Source organism: Acrocarpospora pleiomorpha (assembly GCF_009687885.1).
In the GTDB taxonomy this organism is placed as follows: Bacteria; Actinomycetota; Actinomycetes; order Streptosporangiales; family Streptosporangiaceae; genus Acrocarpospora; species Acrocarpospora pleiomorpha.
Genome location: NZ_BLAF01000064.1, coordinates 20,332 through 36,907, shown reverse-complemented (window position 1 = coordinate 36,907; position 16,576 = coordinate 20,332). Strand labels below are relative to the sequence as shown.

At 66.9% G+C, this 16,576-nt stretch carries 21 protein-coding genes and 1 riboswitch; of the genes, 14 read left to right on the top strand and 7 right to left on the bottom strand.

The genetic code is table 11. The features are described from left to right. Nucleotides 1-71: 71 nt before the first annotated feature. From Aple_RS40255 to Aple_RS55830, 3 genes are all read left to right on the top strand, one after another. Nucleotides 72-647: a methylated-DNA--[protein]-cysteine S-methyltransferase gene (locus Aple_RS40255; RefSeq protein WP_246265082.1), complete on the top strand. Its 576-nt coding sequence runs from the start codon at nucleotides 72-74 to the stop codon at nucleotides 645-647. Between the two features lie 78 nt (nucleotides 648-725). After that, the gene (locus tag Aple_RS40250; protein WP_155350030.1) at nucleotides 726-1,493 is read left to right on the top strand and encodes a bestrophin-like domain; all 768 of its coding nucleotides are present in this window, start codon (nucleotides 726-728) and stop codon (nucleotides 1,491-1,493) included. Between the two features lies 1 nt (nucleotide 1,494). Further along, nucleotides 1,495-2,031, top strand: coding sequence for a hypothetical protein (locus Aple_RS55830; RefSeq protein ID WP_155350029.1), 537 nt, complete (start codon nucleotides 1,495-1,497; stop codon nucleotides 2,029-2,031). Nucleotides 2,032-2,055: 24 nt separating this feature from the next. On the opposite strand, the gene Aple_RS40240 is transcribed toward Aple_RS55830, so the two are convergent. Further along, nucleotides 2,056-3,381 carry a purine-cytosine permease family protein gene (locus tag Aple_RS40240; RefSeq protein WP_155350028.1) on the bottom strand — a complete coding sequence of 442 codons (1,326 nt, stop codon included), beginning with the start codon at nucleotides 3,379-3,381 and terminating at the stop codon, nucleotides 2,056-2,058. Continuing rightward, a riboswitch (TPP riboswitch) is annotated at nucleotides 3,374-3,485 on the bottom strand. Its footprint overlaps the gene before it by 8 nt. Before the next feature lie 388 nt (nucleotides 3,486-3,873). Between Aple_RS40240 and Aple_RS40235 the strand changes: the two genes are divergently transcribed. The 7 genes from Aple_RS40235 (at nucleotide 3,874) to Aple_RS40210 (ending at nucleotide 7,334) form a co-directional block, all read left to right on the top strand. Beyond that, nucleotides 3,874-4,665, top strand: a complete 792-nt coding sequence (locus Aple_RS40235; protein ID WP_155350027.1) for a hypothetical protein — start codon at nucleotides 3,874-3,876, stop codon at nucleotides 4,663-4,665. A gap of 73 nt (nucleotides 4,666-4,738) precedes the next feature. Further along, the gene (locus Aple_RS40230) at nucleotides 4,739-5,338 is read left to right on the top strand and encodes a hypothetical protein (protein ID WP_155350026.1); all 600 of its coding nucleotides are present in this window, start codon (nucleotides 4,739-4,741) and stop codon (nucleotides 5,336-5,338) included. Next, nucleotides 5,335-5,589, top strand: a complete 255-nt coding sequence (locus Aple_RS40225; protein ID WP_155350025.1) for a hypothetical protein — start codon at nucleotides 5,335-5,337, stop codon at nucleotides 5,587-5,589. The genes Aple_RS40230 and Aple_RS40225 overlap by 4 nt, the downstream gene beginning before the upstream one ends. Further along, complete coding sequence (locus Aple_RS40220; protein WP_155350024.1) at nucleotides 5,586-5,738, top strand: hypothetical protein; 153 nt, start codon at nucleotides 5,586-5,588, stop codon at nucleotides 5,736-5,738. Before Aple_RS40225 ends, Aple_RS40220 begins: the two co-directional genes overlap by 4 nt. After that, entirely contained in the window at nucleotides 5,735-6,070 is a 336-nt protein-coding gene (locus tag Aple_RS52455) for a hypothetical protein (RefSeq protein ID WP_170321914.1), read from the top strand. The genes Aple_RS40220 and Aple_RS52455 overlap by 4 nt, the downstream gene beginning before the upstream one ends. After that, nucleotides 5,985-6,365 carry a hypothetical protein gene (locus tag Aple_RS40215; protein ID WP_155350023.1) on the top strand — a complete coding sequence of 127 codons (381 nt, stop codon included), beginning with the start codon at nucleotides 5,985-5,987 and terminating at the stop codon, nucleotides 6,363-6,365. The genes Aple_RS52455 and Aple_RS40215 overlap by 86 nt, the downstream gene beginning before the upstream one ends. Before the next feature lie 165 nt (nucleotides 6,366-6,530). After that, nucleotides 6,531-7,334 (top strand): DUF5131 family protein, encoded by an 804-nt coding sequence (locus Aple_RS40210; protein ID WP_155350022.1) that lies wholly within the window; start codon nucleotides 6,531-6,533, stop codon nucleotides 7,332-7,334. Here the strand turns inward: Aple_RS40210 and tcmP are convergent. Next, nucleotides 7,292-8,404 carry a three-Cys-motif partner protein TcmP gene (gene tcmP, locus Aple_RS40205; RefSeq protein WP_170321913.1) on the bottom strand — a complete coding sequence of 371 codons (1,113 nt, stop codon included), beginning with the start codon at nucleotides 8,402-8,404 and terminating at the stop codon, nucleotides 7,292-7,294. The two genes, Aple_RS40210 and tcmP, sit on opposite strands and share 43 nt — an antisense overlap. A gap of 200 nt (nucleotides 8,405-8,604) precedes the next feature. After that, on the bottom strand, nucleotides 8,605-11,193 hold the full coding sequence (locus tag Aple_RS40200; RefSeq protein ID WP_170321912.1) for a helix-turn-helix domain-containing protein: 2,589 nt from the start codon (nucleotides 11,191-11,193) through the stop codon (nucleotides 8,605-8,607). Between the two features lie 157 nt (nucleotides 11,194-11,350). On the opposite strand from Aple_RS40200, the gene Aple_RS52450 reads away from it, so the two are divergent. Beyond that, nucleotides 11,351-11,530 carry a hypothetical protein gene (locus Aple_RS52450; protein ID WP_170321911.1) on the top strand — a complete coding sequence of 60 codons (180 nt, stop codon included), beginning with the start codon at nucleotides 11,351-11,353 and terminating at the stop codon, nucleotides 11,528-11,530. 375 nt (nucleotides 11,531-11,905) lie between these two features. Beyond that, complete coding sequence (locus Aple_RS40195) at nucleotides 11,906-12,622, top strand: DUF4145 domain-containing protein (protein WP_155350019.1); 717 nt, start codon at nucleotides 11,906-11,908, stop codon at nucleotides 12,620-12,622. 15 nt (nucleotides 12,623-12,637) lie between these two features. On the opposite strand, the gene Aple_RS40190 is transcribed toward Aple_RS40195, so the two are convergent. Then, nucleotides 12,638-13,060, bottom strand: a complete 423-nt coding sequence (locus Aple_RS40190) for a hypothetical protein (protein ID WP_155350018.1) — start codon at nucleotides 13,058-13,060, stop codon at nucleotides 12,638-12,640. A 250-nt stretch (nucleotides 13,061-13,310) separates the two neighbouring features. Between Aple_RS40190 and Aple_RS52915 the strand changes: the two genes are divergently transcribed. Beyond that, nucleotides 13,311-13,778, top strand: coding sequence for a hypothetical protein (locus Aple_RS52915; RefSeq protein ID WP_174889938.1), 468 nt, complete (start codon nucleotides 13,311-13,313; stop codon nucleotides 13,776-13,778). 32 nt (nucleotides 13,779-13,810) lie between these two features. Here Aple_RS52915 and Aple_RS52445 read toward each other — a convergent pair whose 3' ends face one another. The 3 genes from Aple_RS52445 to Aple_RS40175 all read right to left on the bottom strand — a co-directional run bounded on the left by Aple_RS52445 (nucleotide 13,811) and on the right by Aple_RS40175 (nucleotide 15,703). Next, nucleotides 13,811-13,975: a hypothetical protein gene (locus tag Aple_RS52445; protein WP_170321910.1), complete on the bottom strand. Its 165-nt coding sequence runs from the start codon at nucleotides 13,973-13,975 to the stop codon at nucleotides 13,811-13,813. Nucleotides 13,976-14,470: 495 nt separating this feature from the next. Further along, nucleotides 14,471-14,947, bottom strand: a complete 477-nt coding sequence (locus Aple_RS40180; protein WP_155350017.1) for a DUF6326 family protein — start codon at nucleotides 14,945-14,947, stop codon at nucleotides 14,471-14,473. Nucleotides 14,948-15,043: 96 nt separating this feature from the next. Continuing rightward, nucleotides 15,044-15,703 (bottom strand): NAD(P)-dependent alcohol dehydrogenase, encoded by a 660-nt coding sequence (locus tag Aple_RS40175; protein ID WP_218038747.1) that lies wholly within the window; start codon nucleotides 15,701-15,703, stop codon nucleotides 15,044-15,046. Between the two features lie 129 nt (nucleotides 15,704-15,832). Here Aple_RS40175 and Aple_RS40170 point away from each other — a divergent pair, with 129 nt between their 5' ends. Then, nucleotides 15,833-16,507, top strand: a complete 675-nt coding sequence (locus tag Aple_RS40170; RefSeq protein WP_155350016.1) for a TetR/AcrR family transcriptional regulator C-terminal domain-containing protein — start codon at nucleotides 15,833-15,835, stop codon at nucleotides 16,505-16,507. Nucleotides 16,508-16,576: the final 69 nt, after the last annotated feature.

The window sequence follows — 16,576 nt, the reverse complement described above, 5'->3', positions numbered from 1 at the left end:
TTTCAGGTCGTGATCTTGGTGTTTTTCATGGCTCCGCTACGCTGCTCAGGAGAGCGAGAGGAAGTGGGGCCATGTCTCAAGGGGTGTCCACGGGGGACCTCGAAGCCCTGCTTCGCGTGACCGCGCCCAACTACGTCGGGGAGACCCCGCCGGATGTCGCGTTCGGCACGGCGGAAACGCCCGTCGGCGGCGTGGTCCTGGCGGTGACGTCCCGCGGTGTCGTGGCGTGCAGCTTCGAATCAGAGCACACGGTGTTCGCCCGGATTTATCGTGACGTGGGTAGGTTCATCGGGCCTGACCCGCGTCGCCTGGATCCGGTGCGGCGCGAGCTCGACGCGTACTTCGCCGGGCGGTTGCGGGCCTTCACCGTGCCGTTCGACCTGCGCTTGGCGACACCTTTCGCGCGTACGGTGCTGCCGATGATGGTGGCCGTCGGATACGGGAGCGTCACCACGTACCAGGAGATCGCCGGGCGGATCGGGCGCCCGCAGGCGCTGCGGGCGGTGGCCAACGCGATCACCGCCAATCCGGTCTGCCTGGTCGTGCCCTGCCATCGGGCGATCGACTCCTCCGGCTCGATCGGGTCGTACGCGGGGGGCGCGCCCGCCAAAGAGCATCTTCTTCGTATGGAAGGCGTGCTGAACTAGTCACCTTGGGTTTGCGATCGTCACTTAATGTGATAGCTATGTCACGGCATGCAATCAGCAAAGTGACGAGGGGTGGCCATGGTGGCCTGCGTTTTCGCGATCGCGACGGCGATCGGCGTGGTGGCCTTGGCCGCCTTCCTTTTCCGCAAGCTCGACCGCGGATCCGACGACCGGGACCCGGGCGGCCCCACCGTCGGCCACGCCGGGGCGATGTTGTCGGCCCTGTTCCTGCTGGTCTTCGCGATCGCGATCATCGTGCCGTGGACGACGGCGGACTCGGCCCGGCAGAACACCTACACGGAGAGCCAGGCGGCTGTGGAGGCGTACTGGGCGGCCAGCGCGCTGCCGTTCCCGACCGCCGGTCTGGTCCAGACCGAGCTGCGGGACTATGTCGGGTTCGTGATCGACGAGGAGTGGCGGGTGATGGCCAAGGGCAACCTCAGCCCCGAGGGCTCCACCCGGCTGAACACGCTCCGCACCCAGGTGGCGAGCCTGGAAACGACCGCGGGTGCCACCGAGGACGCCAAGATGGCGGTGCTGGAGCAGGTGCAGAACCTGACCTCGGCGCGACGCCAGCGGGCTGCCGACGCGCAGGCCACCCCGCCCACCGGGATCCTGGTGCTGACCGTGGTGACCGGCCTGCTGGTGTTGCTGTTCCCGTTCATGGCGGGGGCCCGGCCGCGGGGGGCCACGCTGGTGCCGTTGCTGGCGATGGCGGCTTTGCTCGGGGTCGGGGTGTTCCTGACCTTTGACATCGTCCGGGTCTTCGACGGCGGCCTCGCGGTGCGGCCGGACGCGTTCTCGGCGGCGCTGCAGGAGTTCCAGCGGATCTCCGGGATCGGCTGAGATGCGGCTTCCTGTGGTGCTGGCGGGGGTGCTCGTCGGGTTGAGCGTCGCGGCGGGGCCCGCGGCTGCTTCCTCGCTGGATGGCGGGGATGAGCATGGGCTGATCGAGGTCTGCCTCGATGTGAACCTTGTGGTCAGCCTCCAGGTCGGCATCGGGATCGGGGGCTATCCCTGCCCGCCCGATCCGCACCCTCCATACCAGCCGCCCACGCCGACGCCGGAACCTTCACCGGAGCCCTCGCCGGAGTCGTATCCGACGCCCGCGCCGGAGCCGAGTCCCACCCCGGCGCGGTCGCCCGCGCCCCGGCCGTCCCCCTCTCGGACGGTCACCCCGCGGGTGGTGATCCCCGTGGTCCGGACGAGTTCGGCGACGCCGAGCCCGTCGCCGTCGAGCACTCCGACGCCTCCGAGGATCAGGAGGCAGCTGGCGGAGCCGCCGCTGAAGCGGCCCAACCCGCTGAAGTCGCCGCTCGTGCTGGTGGTGCTGGCGACCGTGATCGCCTCCGCCGCCGGTGTCGCGTTCGCGTCGATTCGCTGATGGTCTCCCGTCGCCGTACCCCGATCAGGTGCGGCGGCGGCCCACCAGCAGCGTGACCACCGCCGCGACCAGGAAGGACCCGAGCGCGGCGCTCATCCACGGCGCGGGAGTGAACCCGAGACCGGTCCTGATGCCCATCCACAGCGACTCCCACCAGGGCACCTGCGGCAACGCGCCGAGCAGCCACCAGGCGCAGAACCCGAGAGCCCACGGCAGCACCATCAGCCACCGCGACGGCGCCCGCTCCGAGACGTCCCACCGCGTGGCCCCGCCGAGCAGGAAGTAGTCGACCACCAGCACCGCGAACATCGGCACGAACACCGCGCCTATGATCCCGAGAAACGCCGCGTACGTGTCCGCGTTCACGAAGATCGCCAGCAGCGTGACGAACGCCCCGACTATCCCGGAGATGATCCGCCGGTCCACCCGGGGCATCAGGTTCTGCACCGACATCGTGGTCGAATACACGTTCACGAACGACTGATCGGTCTCCCGCAGCACCAGGATCCCGAAGAAGACGGCCCCGAACGAGGCCGCCACGAACGGATCCCAGACCTTCGCCGGATCGTTGCCGACCAGCGCCATCGCCGCGATCCCCAGGGTCAGGCAGGCCACCTGCGCGATCGTGTATCCGCCCACCACCCCGCCGAACGCGGCCCGGCCCGACCGCGAGAACCGCGAGAAGTCCGCGGCCAGCGGCACCCACGACACCGACAGCGCGATCACGTAGTCCACCGAGGGCGCGAACGCCTCCCACGACCCGCTGCCCAACTCGGGCCCGCGCTGCCAGAACACGTACCCGAAGTAGACCATCGAAACGATCACCCCGACCGTCACGTACCGCCGCAACAGCCGGACCGCCCCCAGCGGCCGGATCGTCAACGCCGTGGTGATCACGCCCCCGATGATCACCCACACCGTATCCGGCACGGTGACCCCCATCGTCCCCGCGATGGCCTGCGCCCCCTGCGCGATCACCCACAGCTCGAACGCGCCCCACCCGAGCATCTGCACGATGTTCAGCACGGTCGGCAGATACGAGAGCTTCGCCCCGAACAGCCCCCGCAGCAGGACCATCGCCGGAGCCCCCGTCCGCGTCCCCGGAACCGCCGCGAGCCCCACCATCGCCGTCCCGACCAGGCTCCCCACCACCGCCGCAGTCAACGCCGCGACAAAACTCAACGGCCGATCACCCAGCGGATTGACCAGCGCCACAGCCCCCGAGAACCCCAGCAGACTGACCCCGAGATTGGCCCAGAGCGCCCCCTGATCGAGCACCCCCAACGCCTTCGGCGGCGCCTCATCCAGAGTGAGCGGAGCCTCAACCGACTCCACGACGACACGCGCCATTGACACACGCTCCCTACGCCGGCATTACCCGGACAGGTTCATGCGGTCGGTAGCGCTGGCTACCCTCTCAGCCCGGTTACGCCCGAGCTCCCGCGGTCTGAAGTTGAAGGCACACCCGGCATCGGCCCAGCGTGCGGACCCCATGATGCCTCATAATCGGACAAAGATCTACCACGGGTTTGGGTTCGCAGATTTCGAACAACCGTCCGTAGACGTCCATGGCAGTACAGCTATGTACGGGGCGGTAGCTGTACTTTGCAGCTGTACGGGGCGACCCGTCGCACCTGGTCAGAGCGTAGGTCGAACTGCTCTGCATCGTACAGCCACAAGGTGCGCCGCGAGGGTCGGCGTAGACGCCATCCGTCTTGGACAGGTGCTTGCCGGCCGCCGCGGGGCGGCCAAATGACTGCCGCGACGGCCATCGACCCAGCAGCCGCTGCGACGGCCCCCCGCACGCCCCCCCCGAAGCCTTATCCGCGTGGTCGCATCCAGATGCCCGCCAGCCTGCTGCGCTCTCCCGATCACGCAGGCCTCGCTGTGGCGGCGTGGGCGGTCTACGAGACCTTGATGCCGCGCAAGCTGGGCGGCGGTCGCGCGGCCGCGCGCGCTCGCCGCTGCTGGGTCGGCGACGCACTAGGCGTCAGCGAGAAGACGCTCGACAGGGCGCGGCGCTCCCTGCTGGCCGATGGGGCAGGCGGGCCGTGGCTGGCCCGGTCGGCTCCGCTGGGTGCCAAGCGCGCGGTCCGGCACATGGCGCTACGGCTGCCCCGCGACACCGGCGAAGCCCACGCCGCGGTCCCGGCCTGGACGCTGGAACTGATTTCGCCCGCCTGCGATCCAGGCCGGCGCATCTCGCCGAACGTGTGGCGGCTGTACGGCTTGATCCTGCTGGTCCACCCGAGCAAGGCCGATCACCCGTTGGAAACCTCGAATCGCCACCTGGGGCAGCTGCTGAACGCCTCCGCCGACACCGGCCGTCGACGGCTTGGAGATCTCGAACGGGCGGGCCTGGTCGAGGTGACCGAACGAGCTGGAGGCCAGCTCTTGGTTCGCCCGGTTCACACCCCCAAGCAGGCCGCTGTGGCGGCTGCCACTTACGCCACACAAGGGCGCAAACGCATCATCGATCCCACGCAACCCAGGGCACTCACCCCCCGCAGATCCGGGCACTCACCCTTGGCAGATCCGGGCACTCCACAGGAGACACCTGAACTTAAGTCACCTGAACTGGAGGCACCCGGACCTCCCGCCGTAGGCGACGTGCAGGTGGATAGCCCGCTTTGAGGCCACGGCTGACGCCGGAGGATCTCCACCCGCGACGACACCGAGAACCACTCGCCAAGCCCGGGTACGCGATATGCGGCTCGCGGCACAGGTGTACCGCGCGGCGATCCCACCGGCGTTGAGGGAGCTGCTCTCCGAGCACGGCACCCGGCGGGTGCTCGCGGCCATCACCGCCGAACTCGCGGCCCGCACGCCTGCCGAGCTGGCCGACCGCATCGGCGCCCGATGGCAGCACTGGCGCTACCGCATCGAGGACATCACCGACCCCGTCGCCGTCGCGATCACGCTAACCCGCCGCGGCTACCACTGCCCCGACCTGCGCTGCGAGGACCATGTCCGCCTCGACACCGGCCAGTCCTGCCAAGCCTGCGCCGACATCGGCGCGCAGATCACGCGGAACCGGCTCACGGCGGTCCACGCAACCGACCCCGCCCTCTCCGGCAGCACCGCCCCCGTGGGCCGGCCGGCCTGCCTGCCCGACCTCGCCGACCCAGGGACATTCCTGCCCGCAGACCCCGGCGACCCGCCACGCCTGCACGTCGTCCGCGACCGGCCGCCCTGGTGCGGCAGGTGCGGCGAGACCGATCGCATGACGGAACTGCCGGACGGCATGGTCGCCCGCTGCCCGGCATGCCACCCGAACCCGCCCAATCCTCACCGGAGGATTCCATGACCGCGGCCGCCGGACGCGCCGCCCTCGACGCCGCCGACGCCACCCTCAAGCAGGCACGGCGCACCTTCGACACGGCCAGCAGCGCCTACGACCACGCCCGCCGCCAGACCCCGGACAAGCTCGCCGCCGCCCACCCCGCCTGGGCGCTGGCCGGCCACGACTGGCTCCGCGCCCTCATCGACCACGCCAAGGCCCGCGACGCCCTGATCGAGGCCCGCAGACCCGGCCTTCACCCGGAGGAACCCGCATGAAGATCCGCATCGTCGGCCTGCCCGACGCGGCCGACCACGCCGTCGAACTGCTCGGTCAGGTCTTCGACGTGATCGAGGTATCCGCGCCGTACCCGTCCCGAGGCACTGGCCGCAACGTGCGGATCTACGTCGAAGTCCGGATGCGATGAACGCCCGCCGATACACCCTCGCCGAGATCCGGCTCATGGTCACCCACATGGAGGCCTGCGAGCTGTGCGCCAAGGGCGACCAGGAGCTGCTGACCGGCCTGGCCGACGAGTCCCTGCCGCCACACGAGCTCGACGACGCGATCACCACCGCGCACTATCCGGCCTGGCTGCGCTTCGCCGGGACCGAACACCTGGCCGCCGGCTACCCCAACCCGCTGCCCTGGAGACAGGGAGAAGAGGCCACCAATGGACACCGAGGACCTGCGCAAGTTCGGCGAGTTGCTCCAGGCGGTGCGCGAGCGCCGCGAGCTGGCCGTGCCCGAGCTGTATGAGGCCGGATGGCTGCTGGGCGAGATGACCCGCTACACCGCCGCCCTGGCCGACCACATGCGCGCCCAAGTCGAGGAACTGCCGGGCCGGTACATCCTGCGTGCCGACGATGACCGCGCTCCCGAGGACCACACAGAAGACGCCCGCTATCACCTGGCGGCGATGGCCTCCGAGCTGGGCCAGGCTGGCACGCGCGAGCCTGTACCACAGCGAGATCGGACACATCGGGGTCCAGGTGAACCCCGCCGCCGGATGAAGAACCGCTCCCATCACCTCCGCGTAGAGGCCACTCAATAGCCTGAGGTCGGAATCGACGGCCAGAGAGCGGCAGATGTGACCTCACCGCAACTCGATTCACTCGGAAAACGTCAGTCTCTACCTGTATAAATAATAGAACGAAAGGCGAACGCAAAAAAGGGGATCTCAAGGCAAGTCTGGCAAAAATTTTGAAAGGAGGGCGTGATGGCTGATCGCAGCGCCATTGAATGGACTGAGGCCACATGGAATCCAACGACTGGGTGTGATCGGATATCGCTCGGTTGTGACCATTGTTACGCGCTCACTCTGGCTAAACGCTTGAAGGCGATGGGCAATCCGAAATATCAGGCAGATGGCGATCCCCGTACATCTGGCCCGGGATTCGGCCTGACGATTCACTCCGATGCGCTCCTTTTGCCGTACCGTTGGCGAACACCACGCGTAGTCTTCGTCAACTCCATGTCCGACCTATTCCACGCCCGCGTCCCCCGAGACTTCATCCATCAAGCATTCAGCGTAATGGCCGACACTCCCCGCCACACATACCAAATCCTCACCAAACGGTCCCGGCGGCTGCGGCTACTCGCCCCTGACCTACTCTGGCCAGACAATGTGTGGATGGGCGTATCGGTCGAGACGGCCGATCAGGCATTCCGGGTAGATGATTTGCGGCGGGTTCCCGCCCACATCCGATTCCTGTCGTGCGAGCCCATGCTCGGGCCGCTGGACGGACTAAACCTAGACGGGATCGGCTGGGTGATCGCTGGAGGAGAGAGCGGCCCGAGGCATCGTCGCGTCGATCCAAGTTGGATACGGAACCTGCGCGATCACTGTTTGACCCGCGGTGTGCCCTTCTTCTTCAAGCAATGGGGCGGCTACACCCCCAAGGCAGGCGGACGCGAACTCGACGGGCGAACCTGGGACGAACTTCCTTCTCTCATCGCCGGTGACGATGAGCGCAGGCGTCAGGGAACCTTGTCTGTGTCCTCTTCGGGTGTGGGGACGTAGAAGCGAATCAGGGACGCTGCTGGCCAAGGTGTCTTGGATTTGACAGGGCTCTCCCGTATCGCCAGTCCGTCTTCGGCCATTTCGTTCAGCGTGGTTCGTACCTGGGGCTCGGTGAAGCCCAGGCGCTGCGCCAGGTTCACCAGGGACTCAAACGTGCGGGCGTGACCGGCAAATGACTCGAACCCGCGGCGAAGCCGGGACAGATCGGGCTCAGGGTCGAAAAGGGTCGGCCGCTCGTATGTCCACTCGTTCGCGCTCTGCCCTCGGTGCGGATCCGTACGCCATTTGGCCTGGTTGAAGCAGGCCATGCCACGCATGTCGTGAGTGGCGAACATCAGCGAGTAGCGGGCGTGAGCGTTCTTGCTGGCGACTGAGAACGACTCGGTGAAGGTGTTTCCGGGAAGGCTCTCAATGCCTTGCCGGTAGGCCTTCAGCAGGGCCTCCTTTCGCGGACCTTCGCCGCGCACCTTCCGGGCCTCCCGCCACGCGCCGTGGCCGAAGTGGCGGTCAAGCGCGGCCTCTTTAGACGGGTCTTCGCAGAATCGATAGATCTCATCAGCGAACCAGGTGATCAGCACTTCGTCACGTGGGCGCCGCAGGCACGCTCGCACCAGTTCGAATGGGACTCCGCCCCAGTTGAACGGGTCGAGGATCCACAGGGTCGGTGTCTGCGGGTGGTACTGGTGAGCGATCGCATCCAGTTGCGCGTGCCGGGCCAGCGCTTCGCCAGCCTCCAGGACATCTAGTCGTAACTTAGTTGGTCTAGAGATCCCCTTTAGGAGGCTTTCGAGATGATCGCGTCGATCCTTACGCTTCTCGACGCAGAGCACAGACAGGTTGTTGAACCGCTCCGAGTGGAGATGTTCCAGGAACGCCTTGGCGATGACCACCGGCGACCCGTCCAGCCCGTCCTTATAGACTCCGGGTCCTGCGAACGCGTCGACGATGGTGGCGTGCTGGAAACTCTGACAAATTTTCCCCATCCAACAGTCGAGGTACCGACGGTAGATGCGGTGTTTGATGACTGTTCTGGGTTCACTGTCCCATAGCAATTCATCGGGCTGACCCACTGCCAGGCACCTCCCTCGCCATATGCTTTCTTACACAGCGATGGCTATTTGTCTAGAGGTGGGCCGGGGCAACGGGTAGTTTGAGACTAAAAGGACCCAATGGGGCAAGCTGTGCTCTTGGTCATTTTAACGGGAGCGAGGCCTGATTGCCCGTGAACAAGCTTTCGATATATGGCATCCCACTTCGAGCCCATCTGGCTCTACCTGAGGGCGGACAAGTTGTTTCGGACGATCTTTGTTGTGGGGTGGTCGGAACCGAGCACGCGTTCGCAGTCTGCGAGGGTCTGCTCGTAAAGAGAGATGGCCCGACCCAGATCTCCCGCCGACGCGTAGGCGTGGGCGAGGTTATTGCAGGTGCTCAGGGTGTGGGGGTGGTCCATGCCTAACACCCGCTCGGAGTCGGACAGTGTCTGCTCGAACAGGGGGATGGCCCGGCCCAGATCCCCCACCGCGTGGTAGGCGCCAGCCAGGTTGTTGCGGGAGAGCACGGTGTCGGGGTGCTCGCCGCCCAGCACACGCTCCCGCTCGGACAGTGTCTGCTCGTGCAGGGGGATGGCCCGGCCCAGATCCCCCGCCGCTCGGTAGGCGGTGGCCAGGTTGTTGCGGGTGTTCAGGGTGTGGGGGTGGTCACTGCCCAAAATCCGTTCGTAGTCGGACAGCGTCTGCTCATATAGGGGAATGGCCCGATTCAGATCACCCGCCACCCGGTAGGCGCCAGCCAGGTCGTTGCGGGAGGTCAGGGTTTCGAGGTGGTCGCCGCCCAGCAGGCGCTCCCGTTCGGCCAGCGTCGTCTCATACAGGGGGATGGCCTGCTCTAGCTTCCCCGCGGACTCATACGCGCCGGCCAGGTTGTTACGGGAGATCAAGGTGTCGGGGTGCTCGCCACCCAGCAGACGCTCCCGCTCGGCCAGGGCTTGCTCGAACAGGGGGATAGCCCTGGCCAGATCTCCCGCCGATTCGTAGACACTGGCGAGGTTGTTGCGGGAGGCCAGGGTGTCGGAATGGTCGCGGCCCAGTACGCGTTCACTGTCGGTCATTGTCTGCTCAAGCAGCGAGAGAGCCTGGCCCAGATCGCCCGCCGCTCGGTAGGCGTAGGCCAGATAGGTGCGGGAGTTCAGGGTATTGGGGTGGTCGCTGCCCTGCACTCGCTCACTGTCGGCCACGGTCTGGGTTAGTACCACAGCGGCGCGGGAGAGGTCGGCCAGGTCGATCAGGTATCGGCCGCACCAGCCGCGCAGGTTGATCAGGTCAGCGGGCGGATGGCCGAGTTCAGCGTTGGTGAGTTCGTGCAGGGTAGCGGTCTGTTCGATGAGCATCTCCACGGCGGAGCGGGCGGTCCAAGTGGCGGGCCCAACGGGTATCTGAGCATTGAACTGGCGTAGCAGGGCGATGGCCCGGGCCAGAATGGCGACCATCCGGTCATCGTGCGGAATGTCGTCGTGCGGGTGGCTGAGCTGGCCGGTGGGTCGGCTAGTGTGACGGGCGCGTTCGCGCAGGACCCGCTGGATGAGGCGGTGCATGAAGACAGTGCTGCCGTCCTCGCTGAAGCTGATCAGCGAGGTGTCGGCCAGATCGGCCAGCAACCGGTCCAGTTCCGCGGTGGCGGCCGGATCGGGGTCGGGGGTGCCGTACAAGATCGCACGAGGCACCCCGGCCGCACACAGCACCGACAGCAGTTCCAGCATCTCCCGGGCGCGGGGGATGTTCTCCTCGCAGGAGATGATCGACAGCAGGATCGCCTGGGCGGTCCCGTGCGGATAGCCGTCACCCGCGCTCGGCAGGTAGCCGGGCAGGGGGAACTCACGCAGCAGGGTCAGGTAGCCGGAATAGGTGAGGCGGCGGCGGGCGATGAGCGCCCCGGCCTGGGCCACCGCCAGCGGCAGGCATCCAAGTTCCTGGGCCACTGCGTCCGCGCCGGGCCCGGTGTCGCCAGTGCGCTGATGCAGAAAGGCCACCGCCTGCCCGGCCGGAAACACATCGACCTCGACAGGCGCGAACAGAGCGTGGAAGGCGCGGTTGCGGGTGGTGATCAGGATGCGGGTGGCACCGGTGGCCGGACACCACCCCCTCACGGCCTCCACGTCGACGGCGTTGTCGAAGACCAGCAGACCCGGCTGGGCGGAGGCGGCCAGGTGGTTGCGCGCCTTGAGGGCTGCGGCGCGCGCGTCATCCTCCTCGGCGTGCAGGTTCAGGCGGCGGGCCAGGGCTGCCAGGCCGGTGATGATCTGGTCCTCGCCCTGGGCGTTGATCCAGGCGATGACCGGCCATCCAGCCTGCTGGCGCTCCCAGGCGTAGGAGGCGGCCAGCATGCTCTTGCCCACCCCCGGCGTACCGGTCACCGCGTCGATCACCGCCTCTCCCTCGGCGCGAATCCGCCTCTTCAACGCCTCCAGCAGGACCGGCCGCTGCTGGAAAGCGCGCGGCCGCTGGGGGATGTCGCCCTCCACGATCTGCCCGCTACCCGGCTCAGGATCCGGCCCAGACGTCGAACCCGAGGTGGGTGTGGAAGTCTGCGGCCCGCCACGGCGGGCCTTGTGGTCGGCCTCGGCCCGGACGTAGGCCTCACGCCAGGCCGGTAATCGGTTGGAGCGGATGTCCCAGGCCCTTAGCACGGCCTGCAGGGTGCGCCAGCGGGGAAAGCTCTTGCCGTTGACCATGTCGTTCAAGGTGGCTACCGCCACACCGGTCGCCTCGGCCAACTCCAGGTAAGAGCGGCCATCGGCTCGGTGCAGGCGTTGCAGGGCTGCGTGCAGGTCAGCCCGGGTCCGGATCGCGGAAGGGTCGGCCATCACTCCTCCTCCCGCGCCCGCCGCCAGGCCGGTGTCGCGCCGCGGCCTGTTCGTTTTCGTTCGGAGCATAGATCCCGGCACGCCAGGTGACCGGCCAGCACGCCCAACTTGATCCCACCGGATGCACCCGAACGCCCGACGGTCCGATGGTTGCGCCATGACCACGACGATCCTGGCCGCCATCGGCGGCGCCACGCTGATCCTGCACACCGCCACCCGCCTGCCCGCCGCACTGACCGACCTTGTGCGCGCCTGCCTGCCCCTACTGACCGCCATCAGCGACCTGCGCGCCGCCCTACCCCGTCGCCGCCGCCCTCCGCGAGGGCGCCGCCGTTGAAGAGCTCCGCTCTCCCCCAACCCGCCCGGGCGGCAGCGCAGCCGCCACCGGCCTACTGACTCTCGACCGAGATCCTGCTCACGATGAAGGGCATGGAGATCTTGGCCCCTCTGCCGAACCGACCTTGAGAGAAGGCAGGACCCGGCATTGATCCACACAGGACTCCGGCAGTCTTCAATAAACGATCGTTTATTGAAGGTGGTCCTAGGCACAGCACCCTCCTGAGTGCTCCCACAACCGGTGGCAATGACGACTGTCTGGGTGCCACTTGATCTCTAACTCGGCAGCGCGCCAGCTGAGAGGCATGTGAAGCATGTGCATGCAGTCGCTTAATTGCCTCGCGAGAAGGGCCGGTGAGAGAGGAGACTGCTGGTTGTGACCGGGAACATCAGTTCGGAGCAGACCGAGGCAGAGGCGGACAGGTATCCGCAGGCCACTAGCCATCGTTACTACTGCCCTCATCCGGATTGCAGCGCTTTCGCCCACCAGATCAGCGGTGACCTTTGGTTCCGCCTGGAAGGCGGAGGAGACCATCCTCAGATGGAGCAGAATTGGATCGTTCATCGCTGCCAAGCTTGTCGCCAAGCAATCCTGTGGCGGTTCGAGAAGGCGGCGACCTGGGGAACAGAGGGTACCTGGACGCTGATCTTTCCGTTCAGGTCCGTAGGTCCACTAGCCAACCCTGACATGCCGACAAAGGCCCTTGAGGTCTATCTGGAGGCCCAGCGGGTGGCGCCAGTGTCTCGCCGAAGCGCGGCTGCGTTGCTGAGGCTCGCCCTTCAGATCGTTGTCGACGATCTCGTTCCAGGAAACGAGGCCATCAACAACAAGATTGGCCGCCTGGTGGAGCAGGGTCTGTTGCCGCAGATCCAGCAGTCCATGGACGTGCTTCGAGTCGTCGGCAACAACGCTGTCCATCCTGGCCAGATCGATCTGGAAGAAGACCCGGACCTCGTGGAGGCATTGTTCATGCTCGTGAATCTGGTCGTTGACCAGGTGATCAGCAGGCCTAAGCAGGCTCAGGCACTCTTTGACGCTCTCCCAGAGCAGAATCGAAGGCAGATCGCGCGCCGAGATGGCACCAATGCCTGAAGTCGTCTGGTGCCACTAGTCCAAGTTGCCCATGGCGTTGCGGTCGGCCAAGTCCGCGTTGCGTTCGGCCAGGTAGGCAGTGATGTGCGCGGCGTGTTCCTGGTGGCGCTGGCGGCGAAAAGCCAACATGAAGGTGATCACCGCGCCCACGCCGGCACCGGTGGCCAGGGCGGTCTGCAACGCGCCCTGCGTGGCGGTGGCCTGGGCCGCGGTCCATCCGGCGGAAAGCAGCCACCAGGCCACCCCGCCGCCGACCACAAGGGTGATCGGGACGATCCACCAGGCTGCGGCCTTCGGGTCCGCAGCTGCGGAGGGAGCATCACCTCTGCGGGGAGTTCGGGTAACCCCACCAGGGGATTTGCCTTGCGGCGACGGCGCGGCAGTAACGGCATGCTCTCCATTCCAGCCGCCCGCCTGGCCGCGCGAGGTCGTCGTCACCGAACCGTCCTCATAATGCGCGCCGACGCCGAACACTCCTTGATCCGGTTCACGGTGGCGTCACCCGATCGAGATGGAGATCTTGTACGTGAATCAGCGTGCACTTATTGACGTACGGATATTCAGCGGAACCTCGATGGACCATACAGTTCACGATTCCTGAAGATCCTTCACAGCGAGCACGGCAAGATCAAGATCACTTCAGAGTGCTAAGGTATCGCGATACGTCCGGGACGAAAAGGCGGCCGTGATGAGCGCTGAGGACGGTGGCCAGCGATGGACGGGGGACCGGGTCGTCGTACGCCTGGAGAGCCGTACGTGCGGCTGGTGCGGGCTCACGATGCCCTATTCCGGCCGTGGTCGGCCTCGCGAGTACTGCTCGAAGTCGTGCCGGAACCGCGCCTGGGAGGTGCGCTCAGCTCTGCGCCGGCAGCAGCGCGACGTCGCGGCCGGGACCGCCACGGTCGGCCCGGTGCGCGAGGTGGTACGCGAATTCGTCGTCGACCCGGTCGCCGATCGGGCCGGTCCGGCGCGCGTGCCGGGCACCACGGTGGAGTGGCTCACCATGCTGGGCGCGCGCGCCGAACAGTTGCACGGCGGGGAGCTGCGCCACCGCCACTGGGATCACCGCCGCCTGTGGCGGGCGCTGAGTGAAGTCGCGGCCGCGCTGGGCCAGGCCCATCCGGGGGGCCTGGAGGCTCTGGAACGCCGTCGCTGACTGGCACCCGCCAGCTCGACCGGCGGGTGTTCTCACGGGTCGCGACGCGTGTCGCCGGCCTCGTTCTTGTCGGCCGCAGACTGCGCGCGGCGGTCGAAGGCCGTGTCCGCGGAAGCGCAGTCCCGGTCCTTGTCGGCCGCGGATTGGATGCGGGCGGCTGCTTCCTTGTCCATCGGTGTGGCCTGTTTGCTGCCCATGCAGAAGGCCGTACCCAGAACGCCTGGGTGAACACGGCCACGCGTGGCCCTGACGTCCAGGTGCGCTGGTAAGGCGGACTTACCCACTATCTTGCTCCGCGGTTCCCCGTGGGTTCAGCGTGAATGAAAGTCTTCACGATGAAACCCACGGGGTTTCGATAGCTCAGGATCAAGATCAGGTTGAGTTCAACTCAACACGCCCTCGATAGGTCGCTCCAGCAGGCTTCGGGCGATGTCCGTGTTGAGCGCGGCGAGAATGTCAGTGGATGCGCGGACCTAATGTCAGTGCTCCGGCGGCTGGCGCAGATCTAATGTCAGTGGCTGGCGCCGCCCGCGGCGTGGTCTCAGAAGCCGTCGTCGGCCTCGCCGTACAACACCTCCTGGACGTGCTCCTCATCGGTGCGCGTTGGCCGTCGCCACCAGGGCGGCTCAGCGAAAGGACTTTCGGGGTCGTTGAGGTGGTCTCCGCGAGTCAGGCGCAGGCTGTACGGATACCTACTGTCGAAGGTCGGTCGTCGCGGGACCGGCTGGGACGGCGGGGGTTCGAGGCCATGTCCAGGCGGAGCGCAGGATGAAGGCCAGGAGCAGCACCTCGATTCCGATGGAGAGGCCGTAAAAGGAGGCCCAGTCCCAAGACTCCCCTACCGCGTTGACCACCGAGTAGGGGATGTAGAGCGATGCCACGACGAGGTTCGTGGCGCGGTTCACCCGGGCGGGCAGCGTCATGGAGAGCATCACCATCAGGGCCGGGATCGCCACGGACGCGAGCATCATGGTCAACAACGTCGGGCTGATGTCGAACTCAAAGACGACGCCAGCCAGGATGTCGCCGACGGCGCCAGGCTTGTAGAGGTGGAAGTAGTCGACGTAGATGTAGAGGAACATGAAGCTGGTCCATGCGGCGGCGAGCTTGGCCTGCACGGGGATCGGCGGGTTGTCGAGCAGGTTCGGCGATTTCGTTCGGATGGTCATCGGTTCTTCTTTCGAGAGGAGCGGTCCGTCCGCCGGTGTGGCGGCAGGTTTGGGCGTGCATACGCACGGGTTGGGTCGTTCTCGTCGGTCCGATCGTCAGACGGTGACGACGACCTTCCCTCGGGTATGGCCGGCCGCGACGTAGCGGAGGGCGTCGGCTGCTTCGTCGAGGGGGTAGGTGCGGTCGATGACGGGCGTGATCTGCCCGGTCGTGAGCAGTTCGGCCAGGGTGAGCAGGTCCTGGCGCTTCTCGACCGACGTGAAGGGCTTCAGCTGCTGATGGGTGATCCCGGACAGCACGCGCGCTTTGACGATCCGGCCGAGGGGGCCGAGCCAGCGGCCGCCGCGTCCGCTGTTGGGGATGAGGGTGCCGGTGGGTGTCAGCGCTCGGCGGACAGCCGCCAGCGGCTTCGCTTCCACGTTGTCGAGGATGACGTCGTAGCGCTTCTCGGTGCGGGTGAAGTCGGTTCTCGTGTAGTCAACGACGTGGTCGGCACCGAGCGACCGGACCAAGTCGACGTTGCGGGTGCTGCACACACCCGTCACCTCGGCGCCCAACGCCTTGGCGATCTGCACGGCGAAGGAGCCCACGCCGCCCGATGCTCCCGTGACCAGCACCGTCTGGCCCGGTCGAACGTTCGCGGTGTCGCGCAGTGCCTGCAACGCCGTCATGGCGGCCCGCATCGTCGCCGCCCCGGCCGGACTCGCCCCCGGCACCAGGCGTGCTCCGGCATTCGATCGCTGTTCGATTCCCACCGAAGCCTCCTCATGTCCGAGCTGCGACTCTCGCAGGCTCGTACACCGTACGTCGTACACCGTACTTCGTACGCTGTACTATGATAGTACGCTGTACGATTGTCAAGCCGTTCGAGAGCGAGGAGAACCGTGTCTGCGAGGAAACAACGCCAGGTCGCGTCAGACGCGGGGCTGAGCAAGCAGCGGGTGGTGGTCGAGGCGGTCCAACTCGCCGACCGCGAGGGGGTCGACGGGCTGAGCATGCGCCGGCTGGCTGGCGCGCTCGGCGCGGGCGCGATGTCGCTCTACTACTACGTGGCGAGCAAGGAGGAGTTGCTGGACGCCATGATCGACATCGTGTTCGAGGAGATCGAGCCCCCGCCCGAAGAGACCGACTGGCAGTCGGCGATGCGACGGCGGGCGGTATCCGCCCGACAGGTTCTCGCACGCCACCCGTGGGCGATCGGCCTGATGGAGTCGCGGACATCGCCGGGGCCCGCGACCCTCCGCCACCGCGAGGCGGTCACTGCCTGCTTGCGGAGGGCTGGCTTCCCGGTCCTGATGGCGACGCACGCCAACTGGTTGCTCGACAGCTATGTTTACGGGTTCGCCCTGCAGGAAGCCAGCCTGCCGTTCGACACCGCCGATGAGCTCGCGGACATGGCCGAGAACGTCTTCCTGCCCCAGCTTCCTCCTGACGAGTTCCCCTACCTCAACGAGTCCGCCGCGGCGCTCGTCGCTGCCGGCTACGACCCAGCGGAGGAGTTCATCTTCGGCCTCGACCTCGTCCTAGCCGCCCTCGAGCCCCTGAGAGCCTCCGCATAGCGACGCTCACGGACCGTCGCGCGGCCCTCTGCACCGCAGTTCCGATCCATAAGGGGGTTTCCTAAGACG

Excerpts from the sequence above, each read along its gene's own strand:
- Aple_RS40255 (WP_246265082.1), top strand. The coding sequence starts at position 72 with ATGTCTCAAGGGGTGTCCACGGGGGACCTCGAAGCCCTGCTTCGCGTG.
- Aple_RS40250 (WP_155350030.1), top strand. The coding sequence starts at position 726 with ATGGTGGCCTGCGTTTTCGCGATCGCGACGGCGATCGGCGTGGTGGCC.
- Aple_RS55830 (WP_155350029.1), top strand. The coding sequence starts at position 1,495 with ATGCGGCTTCCTGTGGTGCTGGCGGGGGTGCTCGTCGGGTTGAGCGTC.
- Aple_RS40240 (WP_155350028.1), bottom strand. The coding sequence starts at position 3,381 with ATGGCGCGTGTCGTCGTGGAGTCGGTTGAGGCTCCGCTCACTCTGGAT.
- Aple_RS40235 (WP_155350027.1), top strand. The coding sequence starts at position 3,874 with ATGCCCGCCAGCCTGCTGCGCTCTCCCGATCACGCAGGCCTCGCTGTG.
- Aple_RS40230 (WP_155350026.1), top strand. The coding sequence starts at position 4,739 with ATGCGGCTCGCGGCACAGGTGTACCGCGCGGCGATCCCACCGGCGTTG.
- Aple_RS40225 (WP_155350025.1), top strand. The coding sequence starts at position 5,335 with ATGACCGCGGCCGCCGGACGCGCCGCCCTCGACGCCGCCGACGCCACC.
- Aple_RS40220 (WP_155350024.1), top strand. The coding sequence starts at position 5,586 with ATGAAGATCCGCATCGTCGGCCTGCCCGACGCGGCCGACCACGCCGTC.
- Aple_RS52455 (WP_170321914.1), top strand. The coding sequence starts at position 5,735 with ATGAACGCCCGCCGATACACCCTCGCCGAGATCCGGCTCATGGTCACC.
- Aple_RS40215 (WP_155350023.1), top strand. The coding sequence starts at position 5,985 with ATGGACACCGAGGACCTGCGCAAGTTCGGCGAGTTGCTCCAGGCGGTG.
- Aple_RS40210 (WP_155350022.1), top strand. The coding sequence starts at position 6,531 with ATGGCTGATCGCAGCGCCATTGAATGGACTGAGGCCACATGGAATCCA.
- Aple_RS40200 (WP_170321912.1), bottom strand. The coding sequence starts at position 11,193 with ATGGCCGACCCTTCCGCGATCCGGACCCGGGCTGACCTGCACGCAGCC.
- Aple_RS52450 (WP_170321911.1), top strand. The coding sequence starts at position 11,351 with ATGACCACGACGATCCTGGCCGCCATCGGCGGCGCCACGCTGATCCTG.
- Aple_RS52915 (WP_174889938.1), top strand. The coding sequence starts at position 13,311 with ATGAGCGCTGAGGACGGTGGCCAGCGATGGACGGGGGACCGGGTCGTC.
- Aple_RS52445 (WP_170321910.1), bottom strand. The coding sequence starts at position 13,975 with ATGGGCAGCAAACAGGCCACACCGATGGACAAGGAAGCAGCCGCCCGC.
- Aple_RS40180 (WP_155350017.1), bottom strand. The coding sequence starts at position 14,947 with ATGACCATCCGAACGAAATCGCCGAACCTGCTCGACAACCCGCCGATC.